Annotated in this window: 17 protein-coding genes; 6 read left to right on the forward strand and 11 right to left on the reverse strand. The window is 68.2% G+C overall.

Annotated elements, in window-relative coordinates; genetic code table 11:
• Positions 1-46: 46 nt before the first annotated feature.
• The 4 genes from ACWEQQ_RS11805 to ACWEQQ_RS11820 form a co-directional block, all read right to left on the reverse strand.
• Positions 47-1,420, reverse strand: a complete 1,374-nt coding sequence (locus ACWEQQ_RS11805) for a bifunctional lysylphosphatidylglycerol flippase/synthetase MprF (protein WP_452348181.1) — start codon at positions 1,418-1,420, stop codon at positions 47-49.
• A 112-nt stretch (positions 1,421-1,532) separates the two neighbouring features.
• Positions 1,533-2,495 carry a DUF5996 family protein gene (locus ACWEQQ_RS11810; RefSeq protein WP_452341318.1) on the reverse strand — a complete coding sequence of 321 codons (963 nt, stop codon included), beginning with the start codon at positions 2,493-2,495 and terminating at the stop codon, positions 1,533-1,535.
• A 52-nt stretch (positions 2,496-2,547) separates the two neighbouring features.
• Positions 2,548-3,204 carry an FMN reductase gene (locus ACWEQQ_RS11815; protein WP_452348182.1) on the reverse strand — a complete coding sequence of 219 codons (657 nt, stop codon included), beginning with the start codon at positions 3,202-3,204 and terminating at the stop codon, positions 2,548-2,550.
• Positions 3,205-3,212: 8 nt separating this feature from the next.
• Positions 3,213-4,346, reverse strand: coding sequence for an LLM class flavin-dependent oxidoreductase (locus tag ACWEQQ_RS11820; RefSeq protein WP_452348183.1), 1,134 nt, complete (start codon positions 4,344-4,346; stop codon positions 3,213-3,215).
• A gap of 306 nt (positions 4,347-4,652) precedes the next feature.
• Here ACWEQQ_RS11820 and ACWEQQ_RS11825 point away from each other — a divergent pair, with 306 nt between their 5' ends.
• A complete protein-coding gene (locus ACWEQQ_RS11825; RefSeq protein WP_452341315.1) occupies positions 4,653-5,015 on the forward strand; it encodes a hypothetical protein in 363 nt (120 codons plus the stop codon).
• Between the two features lie 180 nt (positions 5,016-5,195).
• Positions 5,196-6,260, forward strand: coding sequence for an AraC family transcriptional regulator ligand-binding domain-containing protein (locus ACWEQQ_RS11830; RefSeq protein ID WP_452348319.1), 1,065 nt, complete (start codon positions 5,196-5,198; stop codon positions 6,258-6,260).
• Here the strand turns inward: ACWEQQ_RS11830 and ACWEQQ_RS11835 are convergent.
• Together ACWEQQ_RS11835 and ACWEQQ_RS11840 are read right to left on the reverse strand one after the other, a co-directional pair.
• Positions 6,187-6,918 carry a DUF998 domain-containing protein gene (locus tag ACWEQQ_RS11835; RefSeq protein ID WP_452348184.1) on the reverse strand — a complete coding sequence of 244 codons (732 nt, stop codon included), beginning with the start codon at positions 6,916-6,918 and terminating at the stop codon, positions 6,187-6,189. The two genes, ACWEQQ_RS11830 and ACWEQQ_RS11835, sit on opposite strands and share 74 nt — an antisense overlap.
• Positions 6,919-6,920: 2 nt before the next feature.
• On the reverse strand, positions 6,921-7,673 hold the full coding sequence (locus tag ACWEQQ_RS11840) for an SDR family oxidoreductase (RefSeq protein WP_452348185.1): 753 nt from the start codon (positions 7,671-7,673) through the stop codon (positions 6,921-6,923).
• A 331-nt stretch (positions 7,674-8,004) separates the two neighbouring features.
• Between ACWEQQ_RS11840 and ACWEQQ_RS11845 the strand changes: the two genes are divergently transcribed.
• Entirely contained in the window at positions 8,005-9,456 is a 1,452-nt protein-coding gene (locus ACWEQQ_RS11845; protein WP_452348186.1) for a DUF1254 domain-containing protein, read from the forward strand.
• Positions 9,457-9,545: 89 nt separating this feature from the next.
• Here ACWEQQ_RS11845 and ACWEQQ_RS11850 read toward each other — a convergent pair whose 3' ends face one another.
• The 3 genes from ACWEQQ_RS11850 to ACWEQQ_RS11860 are packed head-to-tail and all read right to left on the reverse strand — an operon-like array spanning position 9,546 to position 12,958.
• The gene (locus tag ACWEQQ_RS11850) at positions 9,546-10,658 is read right to left on the reverse strand and encodes a zinc-binding dehydrogenase (RefSeq protein ID WP_452348187.1); all 1,113 of its coding nucleotides are present in this window, start codon (positions 10,656-10,658) and stop codon (positions 9,546-9,548) included.
• Complete coding sequence (locus ACWEQQ_RS11855; protein WP_452341309.1) at positions 10,658-11,782, reverse strand: acyl-CoA dehydrogenase family protein; 1,125 nt, start codon at positions 11,780-11,782, stop codon at positions 10,658-10,660. The genes ACWEQQ_RS11850 and ACWEQQ_RS11855 overlap by 1 nt, the downstream gene beginning before the upstream one ends.
• A gap of 9 nt (positions 11,783-11,791) precedes the next feature.
• Positions 11,792-12,958, reverse strand: coding sequence for an acyl-CoA dehydrogenase family protein (locus ACWEQQ_RS11860; RefSeq protein WP_357004228.1), 1,167 nt, complete (start codon positions 12,956-12,958; stop codon positions 11,792-11,794).
• A 127-nt stretch (positions 12,959-13,085) separates the two neighbouring features.
• On the opposite strand from ACWEQQ_RS11860, the gene ACWEQQ_RS11865 reads away from it, so the two are divergent.
• Together ACWEQQ_RS11865 and ACWEQQ_RS11870 are read left to right on the forward strand one after the other, a co-directional pair.
• Positions 13,086-14,039 carry a patatin-like phospholipase family protein gene (locus ACWEQQ_RS11865; RefSeq protein WP_452348188.1) on the forward strand — a complete coding sequence of 318 codons (954 nt, stop codon included), beginning with the start codon at positions 13,086-13,088 and terminating at the stop codon, positions 14,037-14,039.
• A complete protein-coding gene (locus ACWEQQ_RS11870; RefSeq protein WP_452341306.1) occupies positions 14,036-14,620 on the forward strand; it encodes a QsdR family transcriptional regulator in 585 nt (194 codons plus the stop codon). Before ACWEQQ_RS11865 ends, ACWEQQ_RS11870 begins: the two co-directional genes overlap by 4 nt.
• A 31-nt stretch (positions 14,621-14,651) precedes the next feature.
• On the opposite strand, the gene ACWEQQ_RS11875 is transcribed toward ACWEQQ_RS11870, so the two are convergent.
• Positions 14,652-15,806: an alkaline phosphatase family protein gene (locus ACWEQQ_RS11875; protein ID WP_452348189.1), complete on the reverse strand. Its 1,155-nt coding sequence runs from the start codon at positions 15,804-15,806 to the stop codon at positions 14,652-14,654.
• Positions 15,807-15,843: 37 nt separating this feature from the next.
• On the opposite strand from ACWEQQ_RS11875, the gene ACWEQQ_RS11880 reads away from it, so the two are divergent.
• Entirely contained in the window at positions 15,844-16,446 is a 603-nt protein-coding gene (locus ACWEQQ_RS11880) for a GNAT family N-acetyltransferase (RefSeq protein ID WP_452348190.1), read from the forward strand.
• A 293-nt stretch (positions 16,447-16,739) separates the two neighbouring features.
• Here ACWEQQ_RS11880 and ACWEQQ_RS11885 read toward each other — a convergent pair whose 3' ends face one another.
• Positions 16,740-19,079, reverse strand: coding sequence for a heavy metal translocating P-type ATPase (locus ACWEQQ_RS11885; protein WP_452348191.1), 2,340 nt, complete (start codon positions 19,077-19,079; stop codon positions 16,740-16,742).
• Positions 19,080-19,162 lie beyond the last annotated feature (83 nt).

Below are 19,162 nucleotides of genomic sequence, written 5' to 3' on the forward strand. Positions count from 1 at the left end.
TGCCCCGCCGCGGGGAGGCGGAGGCGCGAGTTACGAGAGTTGACGGCTAATACTGCTTGCGGTGGGGGACGAACTCCAGGGTGAGTAGTGCCAGCGCCGCGATCAGGACCTCGCGCCAGCGGATCAGGACGTAGCGCTGATCGCCGAAGGCGTTGAACTTGCGCAGGAATCGGTACAGCGATTCCAGCCGGATGAGCGGATCGCCCAGCCGCACCGCGAGATACACCGTCTGCATGGTCCGCGACCGGTGCTTGTCGGCGAAGATCTCCGGAAACGCCGCGAAGGCCAGCGAGATTCGCTTGATCCCGTGTTCACGCGCGTACTCCACCAGGTCCACGATCATGCGCTCGTCGAGCCCGTTGGGTGCGTCGCGCCGCCGCCACGGCACGTCCAGGCTGAGGTCCTGGCCGTTGCCGGAGGCGCCGTAGCGCTGGAATCCCATCACCTGGCCGTCGGCGTCGCGGGCGATCACCACCAGCATGCCGGGGTGCCGGCCGTCGAGCAGGTGGTCGAGGATCATGGAGAAGCCGCGGGTCTGCCGCCCGCTCCCCCACTCGTCGACGATGGCCAGCAGCGTCTCGCGCTGGGGTTCGGTGAGTGCGACCTCGGGGAGGATCTCGGTGGTGACGCCGAAGTTCTTGGTGCGGCTCACCGCCTGCCGCAGGTTGCGGTACTTGCGGCCGACCATGTCGAAGCGGTCGACGTCGACGATCACGTCCCGCCCGACGGCGATGGCGCGCAGCCCACGATGGTCCACCGCCCGCCGCTGCCAGATCTCGGTGACCTCCGGGCTGGCGCCCAGGACCGCGATGCGCCAGCCGTGGCTGCCCGCGAAGAGCGAGAATTCGGTGAGCAATTCGGGGAACCGGCCAGGGTCGCCGATCGGATCGCCGGAGACGACCGCCATTCCGAGCCGGGCCCGGTAGGCGATAGCGGCGGAGCCGTTCTCGTTGAAGAAGTAGGTCTTGGACGAGTGCAGCGCGAAGGGGGCCAGCGGATCCCCCTGGCTGCGCCGGACCAGTTCGGCCACCCGGGGCAGCTGCTCGGGCTGCGGTTTGCTGCCCTGCGGCAGTACCAGGATGGCGCCGCTGGCGGCGAGGAAGACGAAGCCGACCACCGGGTGGTCGGTGCGATAGCTGAAGTTCGAGACCACCAGGGTCAATGCCGCGTAGGTGAGGTGCGGCAGGGTGATGGGCCGGCGCAGGTACAGCCCGCGGGCCACGAACAGCCCGGCGAACGACACCGCCACGAACCAGCCGTGGTCATTGCCCTCGCGGGAGGCCCGTTCGGCTGCCCAGACCAGGATCACGCTGCCCAGGACCAGCGCGCCCATCAGACCGACGCGAGTACTGGGCCCGGCGGTGAAGGTGGTTTCCCGATACGCGGTCAACGTCGGATTCGGTATGCGTTGCTCACGCATCTGGACCCCTTTTCTCCACATGCGAAGGTCTCACGGGCCCTCTCCCCATGGTGAGTCCTCCGCATCTCCCTCTTCAACACACTATGTCGGAGAGACGATTCGAGGCACCGAGTTATTCCGGCCAACCCAGCCGGGGCGAGGTGAGCACGGGGTCGGTGATGCCATTGTTGCAGGCCAGACCGACCGCGTCCCAGCCCGCGAGACTCGATCCGGCCGCGTATTGGGATTGGAAGAAGTCCAGGGCGGTGCCGACGGGGTCGGCGCTGGTACGGACGTCGTCGTAGGGCAGGTAGGCGTTGTGGCCGGACCCGGAGACCACCCAGTGGGCCTCGGCCGGTCGGAGCGGCCGATCGCTGAGTCCGGCGGGCTCGGGCGCGGTGTAGGAGTAGAAGGTCGGGGCGGGGGTCTTGTCGTCGCCGAACCAGAATCCGGCGCTGATCACCTCCCGGGAATACGCCTCGCGGGTGACCGGATCGACACTGTCGGGCATCGGGATCTTGCGGTCGGAGAAGCGCTGCACGGACAGGTCGAAGGTGTGCCAGAACAGCTGGACCGGGCTGATCTTGCCGGAGTAGGTGGCGCTGAATTCTTCCAGGATGCGCCCGACCTGACTGTGTACGTGGAACGCGTGCCGGGCGGCGGCCGGGTCGTAGGTGCGGTGTTCTTCGTCCTCGTCGAAGGGCCGGCCGTGGTCGGGCAGGTCGAAGGGGGTGGGGTGGGCCAGGACCACCTCGACGCCGAGGTTGCGCAGCGCGTTCATGGCCTCGACGTAGAAGCTCGCCACCGACTGGCCCGCGAGCGGGACCTCTTCCTCCGTGCCGCGGTCGTTGCAGATCCGCAGCACGTGGTCGAAGAAGTCGAAGGAGCAGGTGAAGACCGGGCCCTCGGTGGCGGTGCCGAGCGGGACGGTGGTCCAGCCGCGGGCGGTCAGCCGGTAGGTCAGGTGCCACCAGTGGTTGCGTCTGATGCCCTTGGCCAGCGCCACCTTTCCGATGATCTGGGCGTAGCGGTGCAGGAGTTCCTTGGTGGGCCGCCACGAGTCGAGCGGGATGGCGGGCAGTATTTCCTCGGCCATTCGCTCATGCTACCCAGCGACCGATCGACTACCGCCCGTCTCGGGCGTGCGACTACCGCCCGTCTCCGGCGTGCCCGGCCAGCAGCTCGCTGAACGGGCGCACCGCGCCGACGCCATTGCCGGAGCTGCGTCGATGGACCGGCGCGTCCTGCAGAAAGCCCTGCACGCCTGCGGGTTCGGCGACCACGAGCTGGGCCAGTTCGGCGGCCGCGCGCTGGATGCGCTCGGCCAGTCCGGTGGAGCCGAAGTCCTCGGTCGCGGCGAAGACGCCGGTCGGCACCACCACGGACCGCAGGTAGGTGAACAGCGGACGCATGGCGTGATCGAGCACCAGCGAATGCCGGGCGGTGCCCGCGGTGGCGGCGATCAGGACCGGCATGCCATTGAGCGCATCGGTGTCGAGGACGTCGATGAACATCTTGAACAGGCCGCTGTAGCTCGCGGTGAACACCGGTGTCACCGCGATGATGCCGTCGGCGTCGGAGACCTGCTGCCGGGCCGCGGCCACCGCGGGCGTGGGCAGCCCGCCGGTGGTCATGGTGGTGGCGAGATCGCTTGCCAGTTCCCGCAGTTCGATGACCTCGACCTCGAGGCTCTCCCCGCGCCCGCCCACCGCCGCGGTGACCGCGGCGGCGAGCTGGTCGGCGAGCAGCCGGGTGGAGGAGGGCTGTGAGAGCCCGGCGGTCAGCACTACGAGTTTGCGACTCATGCTCGTCCTCAGTTCTTTTCGGCGAGCGCGCGCTCGCGGGCGGGCTCGACCAGGTGGTGCGGGGCGTCCGGTCCGGCGGCGACCAGCGACGCGTGGGTGGGCGGATCGCTGGGCACTCCGGCGGGGCGGCGCGCCTCGAATTCCTTGCGCAGCACCGGGACGACCTCCTTGCCGAGGATCTCGAGCTGGTCGAGGACCATGTCCAGCGGGAGGCCGGCGTGGTCCATGAGGAACAGCTGCCGCTGGTAGTCGCCGACATTGTCGGCGAAGCCCAGGGTGCGCTCGATGACCTGTTCGGGCGTGCCGACGGTGAGCGGGGTCAGTTCGGTGAAGTCCTCCATCGACGGGCCGTGCCCGTACACCGGCGCATTGTCGAAGTAGGGGCGGAAGATCCGCTTGGCCTCGGCCTCGGTCTCGGCCATGAAGACCTGGCCGCCGAGTCCGACGATGGCCTGTTCGGCGGCGCCGTGCCCGTAGTGCTCGAAGCGGCGGCGGTACAGGTTCACCATCTGCCGGGTGTGCTGCTGGTCCCAGAAGATGTTGTTGTGGAAGAAGCCGTCACCGTAATAGGCGGCCTGCTCGGCGATTTCGGGCGAGCGGATGGAGCCGTGCCACACGAACGGCGGGGTGCCGTCGAGCGGGGCGGGGGTGGCGGTGAAGCCCTGCAGCGGGGTGCGGAACTTGCCTTCCCAGTCCACCCGCTGTTCGCGCCACAGCCGGCGCAGCAGGTGGTAGTTCTCCACCGCGAGCGGGATGCCGTCGCGAATGTCCTTGCCGAACCACGGGTAGACGGGTCCGGTGTTGCCGCGGCCCATCATGAGGTCCACCCGGCCGCCGGCCAGGTGCTGCAGCATGGCGAAGTCCTCGGCGATCTTCACCGGATCGTTGGTGGTGATGAGGGTGGTGGAGGTGGACAGCACGAGCTTCTCGGTCTGTGCCGCGATGTAGCCGAGCATGGTGGTCGGTGAGGACGGCACGAACGGCGGGTTGTGGTGCTCGCCGGTGGCGAAGACGTCGAGGCCGACCTCTTCCGCCTTGAGGGCGATGCGGACCATGGCCTGGATGCGCTCGGCCTCGGTCGGGGTACGGCCGGTGGTGGGGTCCATCGTCACGTCACCGACGCTGAAAATTCCGAACTGCACGGGTCCTCCTCGGGTCGCTGCCATTTTTGGTGGATATGGCAACCACTTGAACATAGGGGGTGGCGGGCGTATTCCGGGGCGTGAGCGCGGGGTGATTCGCGCCACTACCGCACCCGCGGAGCAACCGGAGCCACAACGCCGGAATTCCGCCGACACCTGGCCGATTCGGCCTATCGGAGACTGTGGAGTACCCGCAAACAACCTGTGGGTACAGCGAAAGACTCAGTAGTGCAAGATCTTTCGACGTATCCTGAACATTCCCCGCGCAACGCCGGAGATCTCGAGCATGGACAGGGGGTAGATCCAATGGCGGACAACACCGTCGGTACGGCATACGCCGTTGTCGTCACCGCGGTCGCCGATCCGATGCAGGTGGAGGGCCTGGAATGGGATCGTGCGGTGGAATACCTGCCCAGTATCGATTCCCGCACCATGCAGAAGTGGGTGCGCTCCCAGGAGGACGGCCCCGATCCCCGTCGCGGCGTGGTTATTCCGGGCCCGCAGCGCCGGGCCGGGCACCGACATCCCTATCGCGAGGTCTGCGTCCCCTCGGCCGAATACCAGCTCTTCAGCGCGGCGGTCCGCACCAACCGCCACCGCGCCCTCGCCACCACCTGCGCCGAGGACGAGGCTCGCCAGCGAGCCCGCCTACTGTCCACGGCACACTGACCGCCCTCTACATCCAGTGACCGTCCATATCCAATGACCGTCGCGCGGGCCGCTCGGGGGGTCGAGCGGAACTCGGAGACGGGGTTCGGCGGCGCGTCGGACTCGCCCTACAAGCGCGAATTCTCTCTCTGCGAACACTGATTCGACCGAACCGCACCGTGGCGCAGAATCGAGATGGTGATGGATATCGCGAATCCCGCGCTCGAGCGGACCGTCTCGGGGCATGTGGTGCGCATTGTGCTGGACACAGCGGTCAGGTCCGGTATCGACGAGGTGGAGGCCACGCGAATCGGAAGCTTCGATCGGAAGTTGCTGGCCGATGACCGGGTTCGCATTCCCTCGGAGAGCCAGTATCGACTGTGGGCGCTGATGGAGCACGTCGTCGGCAACGAGGCGGGCGTGCGGGCCGCGGATATGGCCGATCGCGGGCGGTTGCATATCTGGGACTATCTGTTCAGCAGTGCTCCGACACTGGCCGAAGGATTTCACGACGCATCGCGGTTCAGCGTCGTGATCTGCGATCCGGCGGCGCAGTTGGAGGTCACCGACAACGGGTCCGCGCTCACGGTCGGGTACCGCGGCACCACCTATGGCGAGACCCGCGGCATCATCAACGAGTTCGCGGTGACGGTGGCCGTCCGGCGCGCCCGCGATGCCTTCGGCGACGCAGCGGTGCCCGTGCGAGTCGACTTCGCGCACCCTGCGCCCCGGCATCATCGATATCTCGAAGATGCCCTGGGCACCACGGTGATTCATTTCGGCCAACCGGCAGACCTGATCCACTATCGGATCACTGGAATTCGGACCGAGGCGCGGCCCTATGATTCCGAACTGCGCCGGATCCTGCACACCGCCGCCCAGCATGCCATCGGCGCGGCGCGTCCGATTCCCGGATGGATCGAATCCTTCCGCGCGGCGCTGCATTCGGAGATAGCGCAGAGCACCGGGCCGACGGACAGCTCGCCGAAACGGGGCCCGCGGGTCGCCGCCGTGGCCGCGCGGCTGTGGATCAGTGACCGCACCCTGCAGCGGCGGTTGTCCGAGGCGGGCACCTCCTGGAGCGAGGAGCTGGCCGCGGTGCGGTGTGAGCAGGCCACCCGACTGCTGCGTCACACCTCGCTCACCGTGCAGGCCATCGCGCTGCGTGTCGGCTACAGCGATGCTCGCGCGCTCAGCCGTGCCTTCGACGGTTGGACCGGTCTGTCTCCGGATGCCTACCGCCGCGCCGACCGCCTTCGGGGGTGAGCAACAGAACGCATCCGACCTGCCCGCCCCACACGGTGAGCGTGTCGAACGCGATGCGTTCCGACACGCCCGCACCGAGACCGAAATGGTTTCTCGCGAACAGGAACACACCGCCGATCACCGAGATCGCCACGGCCAGTGCGGTGCCGACGGCCAGGCCGCGCCGCCTGCGCGCCGCCTCCGGCGTGATCAGGACCATGCCCGCCAACTGCGCGAACCACTGTGCCAATGCGATCGTGTCGTGCGCCTGTGGCCGAATATCCCAGGGCGCCAGCCCGATTCCCGTGATGCCGAGACCGGCGACAGCCACCAGCGCGCACCCGGCCCGGAATCGACGACCGCTCCACATCCGCGCCCAGCTCAGTGCCCCGGCGAAGGTCAGCAGGCCGGTCGACACGAACATCACGTTCTGCACCGCGTGATCGGGCGAGCACACCCATCGCGGGGCCCCATCGCGATCGACGTAGTCGCCACACCGCGTGATGCCCAGGTCGCTGATGTAGTTGCCCGACATGCTGTATCCCGTCGGCCACGCGTGGGCCACCACCAGCGAGACGGGAAAGTACGACAGCGTGAGCAACCAGCAGGCGGCGGTGGCCCATGGCAGCCAGGTGCGATTCGACCGCACCCGGCCGGTGTCCACGATTGAGGTGGGCACGCTCAGAACATCGCGCCGTTGGCCCGGATCGTCTGTCCCGAGACCCAACCTGCCTCGGCACTGACCAGCCACCCGACCAGCGGTGCGGTGTCGGTGGGGAGACCGAGACGCCCGTGCGGATTGTGCAGTGCCGCGGCCGCAATGGATTCGGGCGTCTCCGCGCCGCGGAAGAAGTCGTCGTCGACCGGACCGGGCGCGACGGCATTGACCGTGATACCGCGCTCACCCAGCTCCTTGGCCGCGGCGACCACCATCCGCTCGACGGCCGCCTTCGATCCCGAATACAGCCCGTAGGTGCCGGTCATGATCGAGGTGAGGGTGGTGGACAACACGACATAGCGACCATTGTCGGCAATGTGCCGGGCCGTGGCGCGCAGCGTATTGAACGCGGTCCGGGTATTGCGCACGATCAGCTGATCGAAGTCGTCGTCGGTGGTGTCCGCGATCGGCTTCTTGATGACCCGCCCCGGCACGTGCACGACGATATCCAGCTTGCCATGGCGCGCAACGATATCCGCGAACAGTGCGTCGACCTCCACGGCCGAGGTGGCGTCGGAGCGGACCGCTTCCACTGTCGCGCGGAACGTCTCGAGCGTCGCGAGCGTTGCCTTGGCGGCCTGCTCGTCCCCCTGATAGGTGACGATCGTGGTGGCACCGCGCCCAGCGATGTTCTTGGCGAATTCCGCACCCTGATTCCGGGTGCCGCCGATGATCAGAGCGACCTTGTCCTCGAGGTCCCGGATGACTTGCGACATCAGTCGAATCCCTTTTCTCTCTTCGGTTTCGAACCTCTGCCATTTTGTCGAGAATCCCACGCGGAGCCCAGGACCGATCGCGTCACCCAGGTAACCGACTACGCCAAGCGGACCGCGGTCGGCTCATCCCCGCAACGGATGATCGCTATCTGATTGCTGACCGCTGTTTAGGTCCAGTTAGAGAATGCCGGCTGGCAGGACAAAGGCTTGAAATGAGGTTTCGTCCTCTAAATTACGCACTTCTACCCCACCGCTCGATACTCTCGCTGAGAGTTTGCTGTCAATCAGTCGACTCGAGCTGCGTTCGAAAATTCCCAACCAGGAGGATGCGGTGATCAGTAGTTCGAAATCCCGGTGGGCCTGGGCGGCCATGGCGACGGGCCTCGTGGCCGCGGTCGCGGTGGCGTCCGCCGCCTGCTCGAAGAATTCGTCGGAGTCGTCATCGACGACGTCGCCCTCGTCCGCGCCGAGCGCCGATGATCTGGCGGTGCAGGCATATGCCTACACCTATCCGCTGGTGTCGGTCGAGGTGACACGGAGGCAGTCGACGAACGTTCCCACGGCGGATCCGTCGACAGGCACGGCGCCGATGAATCAGCTGGCGCCCCTGCACTTCCTGCCCGATGCGAAGTTCACCAGCGTGGTGCGCCCCAATGTCGACACCCTCTACACCTCGATGTTCTTCGACGTATCCCAGGAACCGCTCGTGGTGAGCGTGCCCGATATGGGCGGGCGGTATCACTTGTTCCCGATCCTGGACATGTGGAGCAATGTCGATGCTGCCCCGGGCCCCCGCACGCTGGGGGATGTGCACGGTTACCAGTTCGCGATCGTCGGCCCGAACTTCCATGGCAGCCTGCCCGAGGGCGTACACGAATACCGTCTCCCCACCGATTCCGGCTGGATGATCGGCCGCATCGAAGTCGACGGCCCCGAGGACGTTCCCAATGTGATCGCCATCCAGAATCAGATGACGGCGGCTCCGCTCAGTGCCAACGGCGCCGCGTACACGCCGCCGCAGAACATCGATCCGCACCCGGACTGGCCCAAGGATCAGGAGGTCGTCCAATACATTCACGATCTGACCCCGCAGCAGTACTGGGACCTGTACTACTCGGCCTTGTCGCACAACGAGACTCGCCCCGATGACAAGGCCCTGCTCGACAAGCTGGCCGCGATCGGCTGGACGCCGGACAAGAAGCTCGACCTGTCCACACTGTCCGAGACCGAGCGCACCCGCTGGGAGCAGGCCTGGCCCAGGGCGCTTTCACAGATCGAAACCATTCCGGACAAGAACGAGGTCAACGGCTGGAAGATCACGCGCAACGAGATCGGTGACTACGGCACCGACTACGCCACCCGCGCCATGATCGCCTACGCAGGTCTGGGCGCCAATCTGCCCCAGGACGCGATCTACCCGTCCGGTAGCGTCGACGACAGGAAGACCCAGTTGAATGCGGACAACACCTATGTTCTGCACTTCGCCGCCGACCAGATCCCACCGGTCAAGGGCTTCTGGTCGCTGACCATGTACGACCAGCGTGGCTTCTTCGTCGACAACCCGTTGAACCGCTACGCGGTGCGCGGCGAACGCCTGACCAAGAGCTCGGATGGGTCGGTCGACATCTACGTTCAGCGCGAGAACCCGGGCCCGGAAAAGGAAGCCAACTGGCTTCCGGCCCCCGCGTCGGGTGATTTCAACCTGATGCTGCGCACCTATTGGCCCGACCAGAAGATCGTCGACGGCGGCTGGAATCCGCCGGCGGTGACTCGGACCAACTGACATTCGACGTCGGAAGCGGGCGAAGACCCGGCGAGAGGTTGGCTCGCCGGGTCTTCGCTGTCTTTCACTGCGGTGCAACCACTCTCGATTCAGGAATGGTCGAACACGATGATCTGGCGGACCGCTGCTCCATCGGCCAGGAGATCCAACGCTTCATTGATCTCCTCCAGCCCGATTCGAGAGGTGATCAATTTCTCGACCGGCAGCCGCCCTTCCCGCCACATCTGTTCGTAGCGCGGAATATCCCGGGCCGGCACCGCGGAACCCAGGTAGCTGCCGACGATGGTGCGGGCCTCGGCGGTGATGCTCAGCGGCGGCAGGGTCACCGTCGAATTGGGCCCGGGCAGCCCGACGGTGATGGTCATGCCACCGGGTTCGGTTGCCGTATAGGCGGTTTCGAATGCGGCCGGATGCCCGGCGCACTCCACCACGTACCGCGCCCGGATCCCCTGGTCGGCGATCTGCTCCGGCGTGTACGTCTCGGTGGCCCCGAGCTCCTTCGCCAGGGCGAGTTTGTCCGCCAGCCGATCCACCGCGATGAGCCGTTGCACGCCAATGGCTTTCGCGGTCAGCAGGGCGGCCATCCCGACGCCGCCGAGCCCGACCACCATGAGGCTGTCCTGGGGACGCGGATCGGCCACGTTCAGTACCGCCCCGCCGCCGGTCAGCACCGCGCACCCGAACAGTGCCGCGATCTCCGGCGGCACCGAGTTGCCGACCGGCACCAGGGAGGCCCGGTCCACCACGGCGTGTGTGGCGAAGCCGGAGACGCCCAGGTGGTGCCGCACCCGGTCGCCGCCGCGCGACAGGTGCCCGGCATGGTGCAGCAGTTCACCGGCGGTATTGGCGCGGGTGCCCGCGGTGCAGGGCAGCTGCCCGTCCCGCGCGCACGCGTCGCACTCTTCGCAGCGCGGCAGGAAGGACATGACCACTCGCTGTCCGATGAGCAGATCGGCGACCCGCTCGCCGACCGCCAGCACGGTGCCCGCGGCCTCGTGGCCGAGCAGCATGGGCAGCGGGCGGGGCCGATTGCCGTCCACCACACTCAGATCCGAGTGGCACAGCCCGGCCGCCTCGATGGCGACCAGCACCTCGGTGGGCCCGGGATCGCCGAGTTCGAGCCGGCACACGGTGATCGGCCGCGACTGCGCGTAGGGCCGCGCCCGTCCGATCTCCTCCAGGACCGCGCCGCGAATGTGCATCAGATTTCGACCATCTGGTAATCGGCCACGTACCCGCCGAGGTAGCGCAGGTGGTCGGCGGAGTCACCGAGGGTGTGCTCGATGGCGGTGAGCCGCGCGGTGTAGTGGCCGACGGGGTATTCGTCGGTCATGCCGATGCCGCCGTGCATCTGGATGGCCTCCTGCCCGATGTGCCGGGCGGAGCGTCCGATCCGCAGTTTGGCGCGGGAGGCGACGACCGGATCGACGATGCCGTCGGCCAGCGACATGGACGCGTACATGCTCATGCCGCGGGCCAGTTCCAGCGACACGTACATATCGGCGGCGCGCTGGGTCAGGGTCTGGAAGGTGCGCAGCGGCACCCCGAACTGCTTGCGCGTCTTCAGGTATTCCGCGGTGAGCCGCAGGGACTCCTCCATCGCGCCGATGGCTTCGGCGCACAGCGCGGCCTGCGCCCCGGCCAGGGCGGCCTGGATGGCGGCGGCGGCATCGACCGGCTCGCCGAGCGGTTCGGCCACCGCGCCGTCGAATGCGATGTCCGCGCCGCGCAGCCCGTCGTGGGTGGCGTAGCGGGTGCGCCGCACGCCCGGGTCGGCGGGGTCGACGAGGAACAGCCCGATACCGTCGTCGAGCGCCGCGCTCACGATGAGCAGATCGGCGCAATCACCGTGGGAGACCGGGTGTTTGCGGCCGGTGATGCGCCAGCCGTCCGGCTGCCGCACCGCCTGGGTGGCGGTGTCGGTGGCGGGCCAGCGCAGCCCCGGCTCGCCGTGTGCGAAGGCGAGCTTGAGCTCCCCTTCGGCGACGCGCGGCAGCAGGTCCTTACGTTGTGCGTCGGCGCCGACGGCGGAGATGAGCCCGCCCGGCAGCAGTGCGCAGTCCAGCACGGGTTCGGGGGCCAGGGCGCGGCCGATCTCGGTCATGACCAGCATGGCCTCGATGGGCCCGGCGCCCATGCCGCCGTCCTCCTCGGCGAAAGTCAGCCCGAGCAGGCCGATTTCGGCGAAAGTGGCCCAGATCTCGGCATCCCAGCCGAGTTCGGTGCCGACGATGTCGTTGCGGCGCTCGGGGGTGTAGCCGCGGGACAGCACGTCACGCACGGTGTCGCGCAGCATGTCCTGTTCGGGGGTGAGATCGAAATCCATGGTGCTGCCTCACAGTCCGAGGATCGTCGAGGCGATGATGCCGCGCTGCACCTCGTTGGATCCTCCGTAGATCGATGTCTTGCGGTAGTTCAGGTAGGTGGCGGTGCTGCGGCGGGCCCAGTCCGGATCCGACTCGTCCTCGCGCGCAACGGAATCCGGTCCGGCGATGTCGACCAGCAGCTCGGTGACGGCCTGCTGGAGTTCGGTGCCGCGCAGCTTGAGAATCGAGGAGACCGGGTTGGGCTTGCCGTCGGCCGAGCCCGCGGCCACCCGCAGCTGCACCAGTTCCAGTGCCAGCAGCTCGTTTTCGAGCTCGGCGAGGCGAGTCGCGAAGAGCTGATCCTCGAGCAGGGTCTTCTCGCCCAGGCGGGTCTGCTTGGCGTGCTCCTTGGCCAGCCACAGTTTCACCTTGGTCTGGCCGACCGCGGCGATGCCGGTGCGCTCGTTGCCGAGCAGGAACTTGGCGTAGGTCCAGCCCTGATTCTCCTCGCCGACGAGCTGATTCGCGGGTACCCGGACGTTCTCCAGGAACACCTCGTTGACCTCGTGGCCGCCGTCGATGAGCTTGATCGGCCGCACGGTCACGCCGGGGGTGTCGAGCGGGAACAGCAACATCGAGATGCCGGCCTGCTTCTTGGGCGCGTCCGGGTTGGTGCGCGCCAGGCAGAACATCCAGTCGGCGGACTGGGCGGCGGTGGTCCAGGTCTTCTGGCCGTTGATCACGTAGCTGTCGCCGTCGCGGACCGCGACCGTGCGCAGTCCGGCCAGGTCGGAGCCCGCCTCGGGCTCGGAAAAGCCCTGGCACCACCAGATGTCGAGATTGGCGGTGGCCGGCAGGAAGCGTTCCTTGAGCTCCTGGGCACCGAAGTGCGCGATGACCGGGCCGATCATATTGGTGTTGAAGGTCAGCGGTTCGGGCACCGAGGCCAGCTGCATCTCGTCGTGCCAGAGGTGGCGCTGGATGGGGGTCCAGTCCTTGCCGCCCCATTCCACCGGCCAGTTCGGGGTGGCCAGCCCGTGCGCGTTGAGGATGCGCTGGGTGGTGACGATGTCGTCCTTGCTCAGTTCCTGCCCGTGCCGCTGCCGGTTGCGGATGTCGGCCGGGATCTCGCTCCGATAGAACGCGCGCAGCTCGTCGCGGAAGGCGAGCTCGTCGTCGGTGAGCGCTAGTTGCATGCGTTGACCTCCAGGTTCATGGCTACCCACGCCATCGCCGGATATGATACACAGAGACACGAGTGTCTCAAATAGGGTCGTATACTCGAACGGCCGCGCGCACCACCGAGATCCAAGGGAGCCATCCGTGCCCGACCACGACCGCACACTCGGCGTCGGCGAGCTCATCGCCCACCGGCATCGCGAGGGCAGCGCGCCCGGGCAGCGCACGGACTCGCATCGGCTGGCCCTCGTCATCGAGGGCGGCTCCTCGCGCGGCGCGTACTCGCACGGCATGGCCATGGCCATCGAGGAATTGGGCATCCTGCCCTGCTTCGACGCGGTGTACGGGGCGTCGGCGGGCGCGTTGAACGCCGCCTGGCTGCTCTGCGGGCGCGCGGTGGATTCGCGGCGGGCCTGGAATCCCGAAGTGATCAACCGCGTGATCAATCCGGCCCGGGCCCTGCGCGGCGGCCGCGTGGTCGATACCGAGTACCTGGTGCACACCGTGTACGAGCGCATCGTGCCCATGGATTTCCCTGCGATCCTGGCCAATTCGATCACCTTCCACCCCATCGCTACCGACGCCGACACCGGCGCGGCCGTCGATCTGCATCCGGAGCTCAGCGATGTGCGCTCGGTCCAGACGGCGCTGCGGGCCTCGACCTGTCTGCCGATCCTGGCCGGGCGGCCGGTGCGGATCGGCGCGCGCCGGTACGTCGATGCCGGGCTCTCCGAATCCGTCCCGGTGCGAACGGCATTGACGCAGGGCGCGACCCGCGTCCTGGTGCTGCGCACCCGCCGCGCCGGCGAAACCATGCGTCCTCCTTCGGGTCTGGAATCCCGGGTGGTGGCCCGCTTCCTGTCCCGGCACGCGCCCGGAACGGTCGGACCGTGGCTCGATCGGGTCCAGCGACACCACAGCGACGAGGGGGACTTCGACTCCGATCCGGCCGTGCTGCAGATCCGCCCGCCGCACAGCGCACCCGATATCGGGCGCATCGACCGCGATCCCGGGGTGCTCCAGCAGGCCCTCACCCTGGGGCGGGTGGCCACCGCCCGCACACTGTCGGCATACCTGGCCCCTAAGCTGTCCGCGTGACGCGCGCGGAGGGAACCAGAGCACCGGGCCGGCCCGCCTCGGCCAGCCGGGACGATGTGCTCGAAGCCGCCATCGCCGTGTTCCTGAGCGGAAAACGGGTGGACGTCAATGCCATTGCCGCCCAGCTGGGGGTGGGCCGCGCGAGCATCTACCGCTGGTTCGGATCCCGGGACGGCCTGCTGGGCGCGGCCGTGGCGCGGCAGCTGGAGCGAGTGGTGGCCCATGCCGATCGGCGCTCCCGCGGGGCGGGTGGTGAACGGCTCGTCGCGGCACTCAACCGGACCATCGATCTGCTGGTCGAGAACGACGCGCTGCGTTCGTATTTCGACAATGAATCGACCGCGGCCCTGCGCCTGATCACCCGCGGTGACGGAATCGTGCACCAGACCGCGGTGGCCCTGGTGGAGCGGTTCATCGCGCGCGCCGAATCCGAGGGCTACCAGCCTCCCATCGAGCGCGACACCCTGGCCTACGCCCTGGTCCGGCTGTGGGAGGCGTTCCTCTACAACGACGCCGTGGCCGGCTTCCGCGGCGATGTGGACCGCCTGCGCAAGGTCCAGACCGCGCTACTGCGCACCTGAGTGCTGCAGCGAGCGCCGCACCCACTTGCAATCAGGGTGTGACTATGAGGGGGACGAGTTGCTCGGCCGAGGTGCGGGCGCCGTGGTGGCCAACGAGGGCGGACTCCAAGGGCTCGAGGGCCGGGCGGACCAGGACCGCGGCGCCCTCGGCGACGGCGACGAGATCGCCGATGCGGGAGGCGATCACCGGTATGGGCGGTGTCGGGCCGAACCAGTGCTCGTCGAGCGCCTGCTCGCGGGTCACGACCGTGGCGTGCGTGGACAGTTCGGCGGTCCACACGGAGTGGGCGTCGGCCAGGGCTTCGGGGCGGTCGAGGTAGATGTGGCGGACCCGCGCCTCGCCGCCGATCAGCCGGACGTCGCGATGCAGCGCGGGCCGCGCGTCCAGATCGATGACGGTGTCCACGTGGATCATTCCGTGATCGCCGGTGATCAGCACCGTGCAGGTGGACGGGAGCTCGGCGAACAGGCCGGCGAGGCAGGCATCGATATCGCGGAGCACGGCCAGCCACTGCGGAGATTCGGGTCCGTACAGGTGACCGTTGGCATCGAGATCGGGGAAATAGGCGTAGGCGAAGCGGGAGTTCGTGCCGGAATGCCGTGCGACAGCGAGGATTCCGGCGCGCAGCTCGTCGAGGGTGGCGGCCGGGTGCAGGGCGCCCGGCGCGCGGAAGGCGGCCCGGGTCAGACCGGAGGTGCGCTGGTAGGCGGGGATCACGTAGTGCAACTCGACGCCGTGGGCGGCGAGCTCCTCCAGGCGGCTGGTGTGCGGCTGCACCGACTCCGGCGGGTACGCGTCGCGGGCGTCCTCGCCGGTCGCGCTGTCGAAACTCCAGCGCAGCGCATTCAGCAGGCGGAGACGGTCGCGGTCGGGCACGGCGAAGCTGTAGCCGATGATGCCGTGTGTCGCGCAGGGCGCGCCGAGGGCGAGACTGGCGAGACTGGTCGCGGTGGTGGCGGGGAAGCCCGCGGTGAGGGTGGTGCGGACGTGCGCGGCCAGGGTGGGCGCGCTGTCGGCGTGGCGGGCGAGGAGTTCCGCGCCGAGGCCGTCGATCAGCAGCACCACCACATCCCGGTTGGGCGCGAGGGCCAGCGGATTGCGCTGGTCGAGCCCGAAGGACGCGGCGACGGACGGCAGGACGTCGGCGAGCGTGGCCGGCGACGTCCCCGAGGGTGAACTGGCCATTCGCCGACTCTATTGATCTCGGCGCGATAATTCACCGGTGTTCGAATCCGCCGACTTCTCGATCAAGCCCACCCTGACCGGCGCGAAAGTTCTCCTGCGGCCGTTCATTCCCGAAGACCTCGACGCCATCCGCGCGGCCCTGCGCGATCCCGATGTCCGGCGGCTGACCGGCAGCGTCCACCAGGAGACCACCGAGCCCGTGCCGGAGGATCCGGCCGAGCACGAGCGCTTGCGCGACTGGTACGCCACGCGCGAAACCCAGCCGGACCGTCTCGATTTGGCCATTGCCGACATCGCGACCGGCCGCTGCGTCGGGGAGGCCGTCCTCAATCGGTGGGATCCCGGCAATGGCAGCTGCAACTTCCGCATCCTCATCGGCCCCGATGGCCAGGGCCGCGGGCTGGGCACCGAGGCGACGCGGCTGATCGTCGGCTACGGGTTCGAGAAGCTCGGCCTGCACCGAATCTCCCTGGAGGTCTATGCCTTCAACCCGCGCGCCCGCCGCGCCTACGAGAAGGCCGGCTTCCGTCCCGAGGGCGTCCTGCGTGAATCCCTGCGCTACGGCGACGAGTGGATCGACGCGACCGTCATGTCCGTCCTGGCCCGCGAATGGAACGAGCACCGCGGCCGTCCCGCGTAACCCTGCCCGCATACGCGAAAACCGCCTCCGAGGAGGCGGTTTCGCGCGTTGTGGGGCGGATCAGGCCAGGCCCCACGCCTTCAGGATGTAGGTGATGTTGGCGGCGATACCGGTGACGGTGTTGGCCAGGTTGATGGCGGCGGAACCGAGGTCGATGACGGGCATTTTTCAAGTCTTTCGGGCCGGGAACATGATGCAGTCCCACTGTATTAGCACCAGCTAACTCTCAGCATCATGAATCGACTCACCCCTCGGCCGAGGTGTAACCCAGCGCACAGCGGTACCGGTGCGGCTCATTCCCGTTCGGGCAGGCGCAAACGCTTCAGGGACAGGGCGTTCAGGGCCACGATGATGCTGGACCCCGACATGGACATGGCGGCGATCTCCGGTCGCAGCGTGAAACCGAAGGCAGGCTCGAAGACCCCGGCCGCGATGGGCAGGGCCAGGCTGTTGTAGCCGACCGCCCAGGCCAGGTTCTGGTGCATCTTGCGCAACGTGCCGCGGCCGATCCGCAGCGCGGTGGGGACGTCCAGCGGATCGGAGCGCATGAGCACCACGTCGGCGGTCTCGATGGCGACGTCGGTGCCCGCACCGATGGCGATGCCGAGATCGGCCTGGGCCAGGGCGGGGGCGTCGTTGACGCCGTCGCCGACCATGGCGATCTTCCGTCCGGCGGACTGCAATTCGATGATCTTGGCGGCCTTGTCACCGGGCAGCACCTCGGCGATGACGGTGTCGATGCCGAGTTCGGCGGCGATGCGCTCGGCGGTCGCCCGATTGTCGCCGGTCAGCATCACCACTTCGACGCCCATATCGTGCAGGTCCGCAACGGCCGCGGCGGAGCTCTCACGGGGCGCGTCGGCAATGCCGATGACCGCGGCGGGCTCGCCGTCGACGGCGGCCAGCACCGCGGTCCGGCCAGCGCCCGCCACCCGGTCGCGGGCTGCGGCCAGCTCGCCCAGGTCGACGCCCTCGCGGTCGAGCAGGCGGCGATTGCCGATGACCACGCGGCGGCCGTCCACGGTGGCGATCGCACCGTGACCGGGGATGTTCTCGAAGTCCACCGCGCGGGCGTCGGTGGGGCCGTGCTCCTTGGCGTAGCGCACCACGGCGTCGGCCAGCGGGTGCTCGGACTCGCGTTCGACGGCGGCCAGCAGGGGTAGCAGGTCGGCCTCGGAAAGCCCGGGGCCGGTGACGATTTCGGTGACCTCCGGCTCGCCCTTGGTGAGGGTGCCGGTCTTGTCCATCACCACCGTCCGGATGCGGGCCGAACTCTCCAGTGCCATCGCGTTCTTGAACAGCACGCCGCGTTTCGCGCCCAGGCCGGTGCCGACCATGATGGCGGTCGGGGTGGCCAGGCCGAGGGCGTCGGGGCAGGTGATGACCACGACCGTGATGGCGAACAGCATGGCCTTGGCGACGGTGGCCCCCGCCAGCAACCACACCGCCAGGGTCAGCGCACCGCCGATCAAGGCGACCAGCACCAGCCAGAAGGCGGCCCGGTCGGCCAGTCTCTGGCCCGGGGCCTTCGAATTCTGGGCCTGCTGCACCAGATTCACGATCTGAGCCAGCGCGGTGTCCGCGCCCACCCTGGTGGCGCGCACCCGCAGCGTGCCGTTCTCGTTGAGGGTCGCGCCGATGACCGCCGAGCCCGGCTCCTTGTGCACCGGCAGACTCTCGCCGGTCACCATGGACTCGTCGACCTCGCTGGTCCCGTCCTCCACGAGGCCGTCCACCGCGATCTTCGAGCCCGGGCGCACCAGCAGCAGATCGCCGACTTTCACCTCGGCCGTGGGGATTTCGACTTCGTTCCCGTCCCGGATCACCACCGCCTGCGGCGGCGCCAGATCCAGCAGCGTGCGAATCGCGTCATTGGCGCCGCCCCGCGCCCGCATCTCGAACCAGTGGCCGAGCAGCACGAAGGTGGCCAGCATGGTCGAGGCCTCGTAGAAGACCTCGCCGCCGCCGGTCAGCGTAATGCCGAGGGAGTACAGCCATCCCGCCCCGATGCCGACCGCGACCAGCACCATCATGTCCAGCGTCCGCGCCTTCAGCGCCGCCCACGCCCCGGTGCAGAAGATGGTCGAGGAGTAGAAGATCACCGGCAGGCTGAGGATCAATTCCCAGATGTCCGAACGCATTCCGAACGGCACCGGCAGATGCCACCCGAACATGTCGGTGGCCATCGGCGACCACAGCATCACCAGCACCGAGAACACGGCGGCCACCACGAACCGGTTCCGCATGTCAGCGGCCATGTCCTCCATGGACATCCCCGCATGCCCGGCATGCGCACCGTGCCCCATCGCGGCACGATCCATTCCCGCATGCGCTGCATGATCCATAGCGGCGGGTGCCGGGGCGGCGGGTTCGGCCATGGGGTCGCAGACATGGTTGGGGACGGATTGGCCGGCGCAGTGCAGGCCGCATTCCTGGATCCAGGCGCGGAGGTCGGCGACGGAGGTGTGGGCGGGGTCGAAGGTGACGGTGGCGGTTTGGGAGACGGGGTTGGGGTCGACGGCGAGGACGCCCGGCCGGCGGCCGAGGACCGCCTTCACCACGTTCTGCTGGCTGGCCCAGTGCAGGCCCCGGATGTCCAGGACCGTGGTCCGCTGGGCGCTCTGCCGATCCATCTCGCACTCCTCCGCCGACTCGCTCTCACCGTCCTCGACCATATACCCCATAGGGGTAATTGGCAGGGATCCGGCCGGAACGA

Source organism: Nocardia sp. NPDC004123 (genome assembly GCF_053603795.1).

Bases quoted from the DNA above. Each gene is read 5' to 3' on its own strand.
- ACWEQQ_RS11805 (WP_452348181.1), bottom strand. From the start codon at position 1,420: ATGCGTGAGCAACGCATACCGAATCCGACGTTGACCGCGTATCGGGAA.
- ACWEQQ_RS11810 (WP_452341318.1), bottom strand. From the start codon at position 2,495: ATGGCCGAGGAAATACTGCCCGCCATCCCGCTCGACTCGTGGCGGCCC.
- ACWEQQ_RS11815 (WP_452348182.1), bottom strand. From the start codon at position 3,204: ATGAGTCGCAAACTCGTAGTGCTGACCGCCGGGCTCTCACAGCCCTCC.
- ACWEQQ_RS11825 (WP_452341315.1), top strand. From the start codon at position 4,653: ATGGCGGACAACACCGTCGGTACGGCATACGCCGTTGTCGTCACCGCG.
- ACWEQQ_RS11830 (WP_452348319.1), top strand. From the start codon at position 5,196: ATGGATATCGCGAATCCCGCGCTCGAGCGGACCGTCTCGGGGCATGTG.
- ACWEQQ_RS11840 (WP_452348185.1), bottom strand. From the start codon at position 7,673: ATGTCGCAAGTCATCCGGGACCTCGAGGACAAGGTCGCTCTGATCATC.
- ACWEQQ_RS11850 (WP_452348187.1), bottom strand. From the start codon at position 10,658: ATGCACATTCGCGGCGCGGTCCTGGAGGAGATCGGACGGGCGCGGCCC.
- ACWEQQ_RS11855 (WP_452341309.1), bottom strand. From the start codon at position 11,782: ATGGATTTCGATCTCACCCCCGAACAGGACATGCTGCGCGACACCGTG.
- ACWEQQ_RS11860 (WP_357004228.1), bottom strand. From the start codon at position 12,958: ATGCAACTAGCGCTCACCGACGACGAGCTCGCCTTCCGCGACGAGCTG.
- ACWEQQ_RS11875 (WP_452348189.1), bottom strand. From the start codon at position 15,806: ATGGCCAGTTCACCCTCGGGGACGTCGCCGGCCACGCTCGCCGACGTC.
- ACWEQQ_RS11885 (WP_452348191.1), bottom strand. From the start codon at position 19,079: ATGGATCGGCAGAGCGCCCAGCGGACCACGGTCCTGGACATCCGGGGC.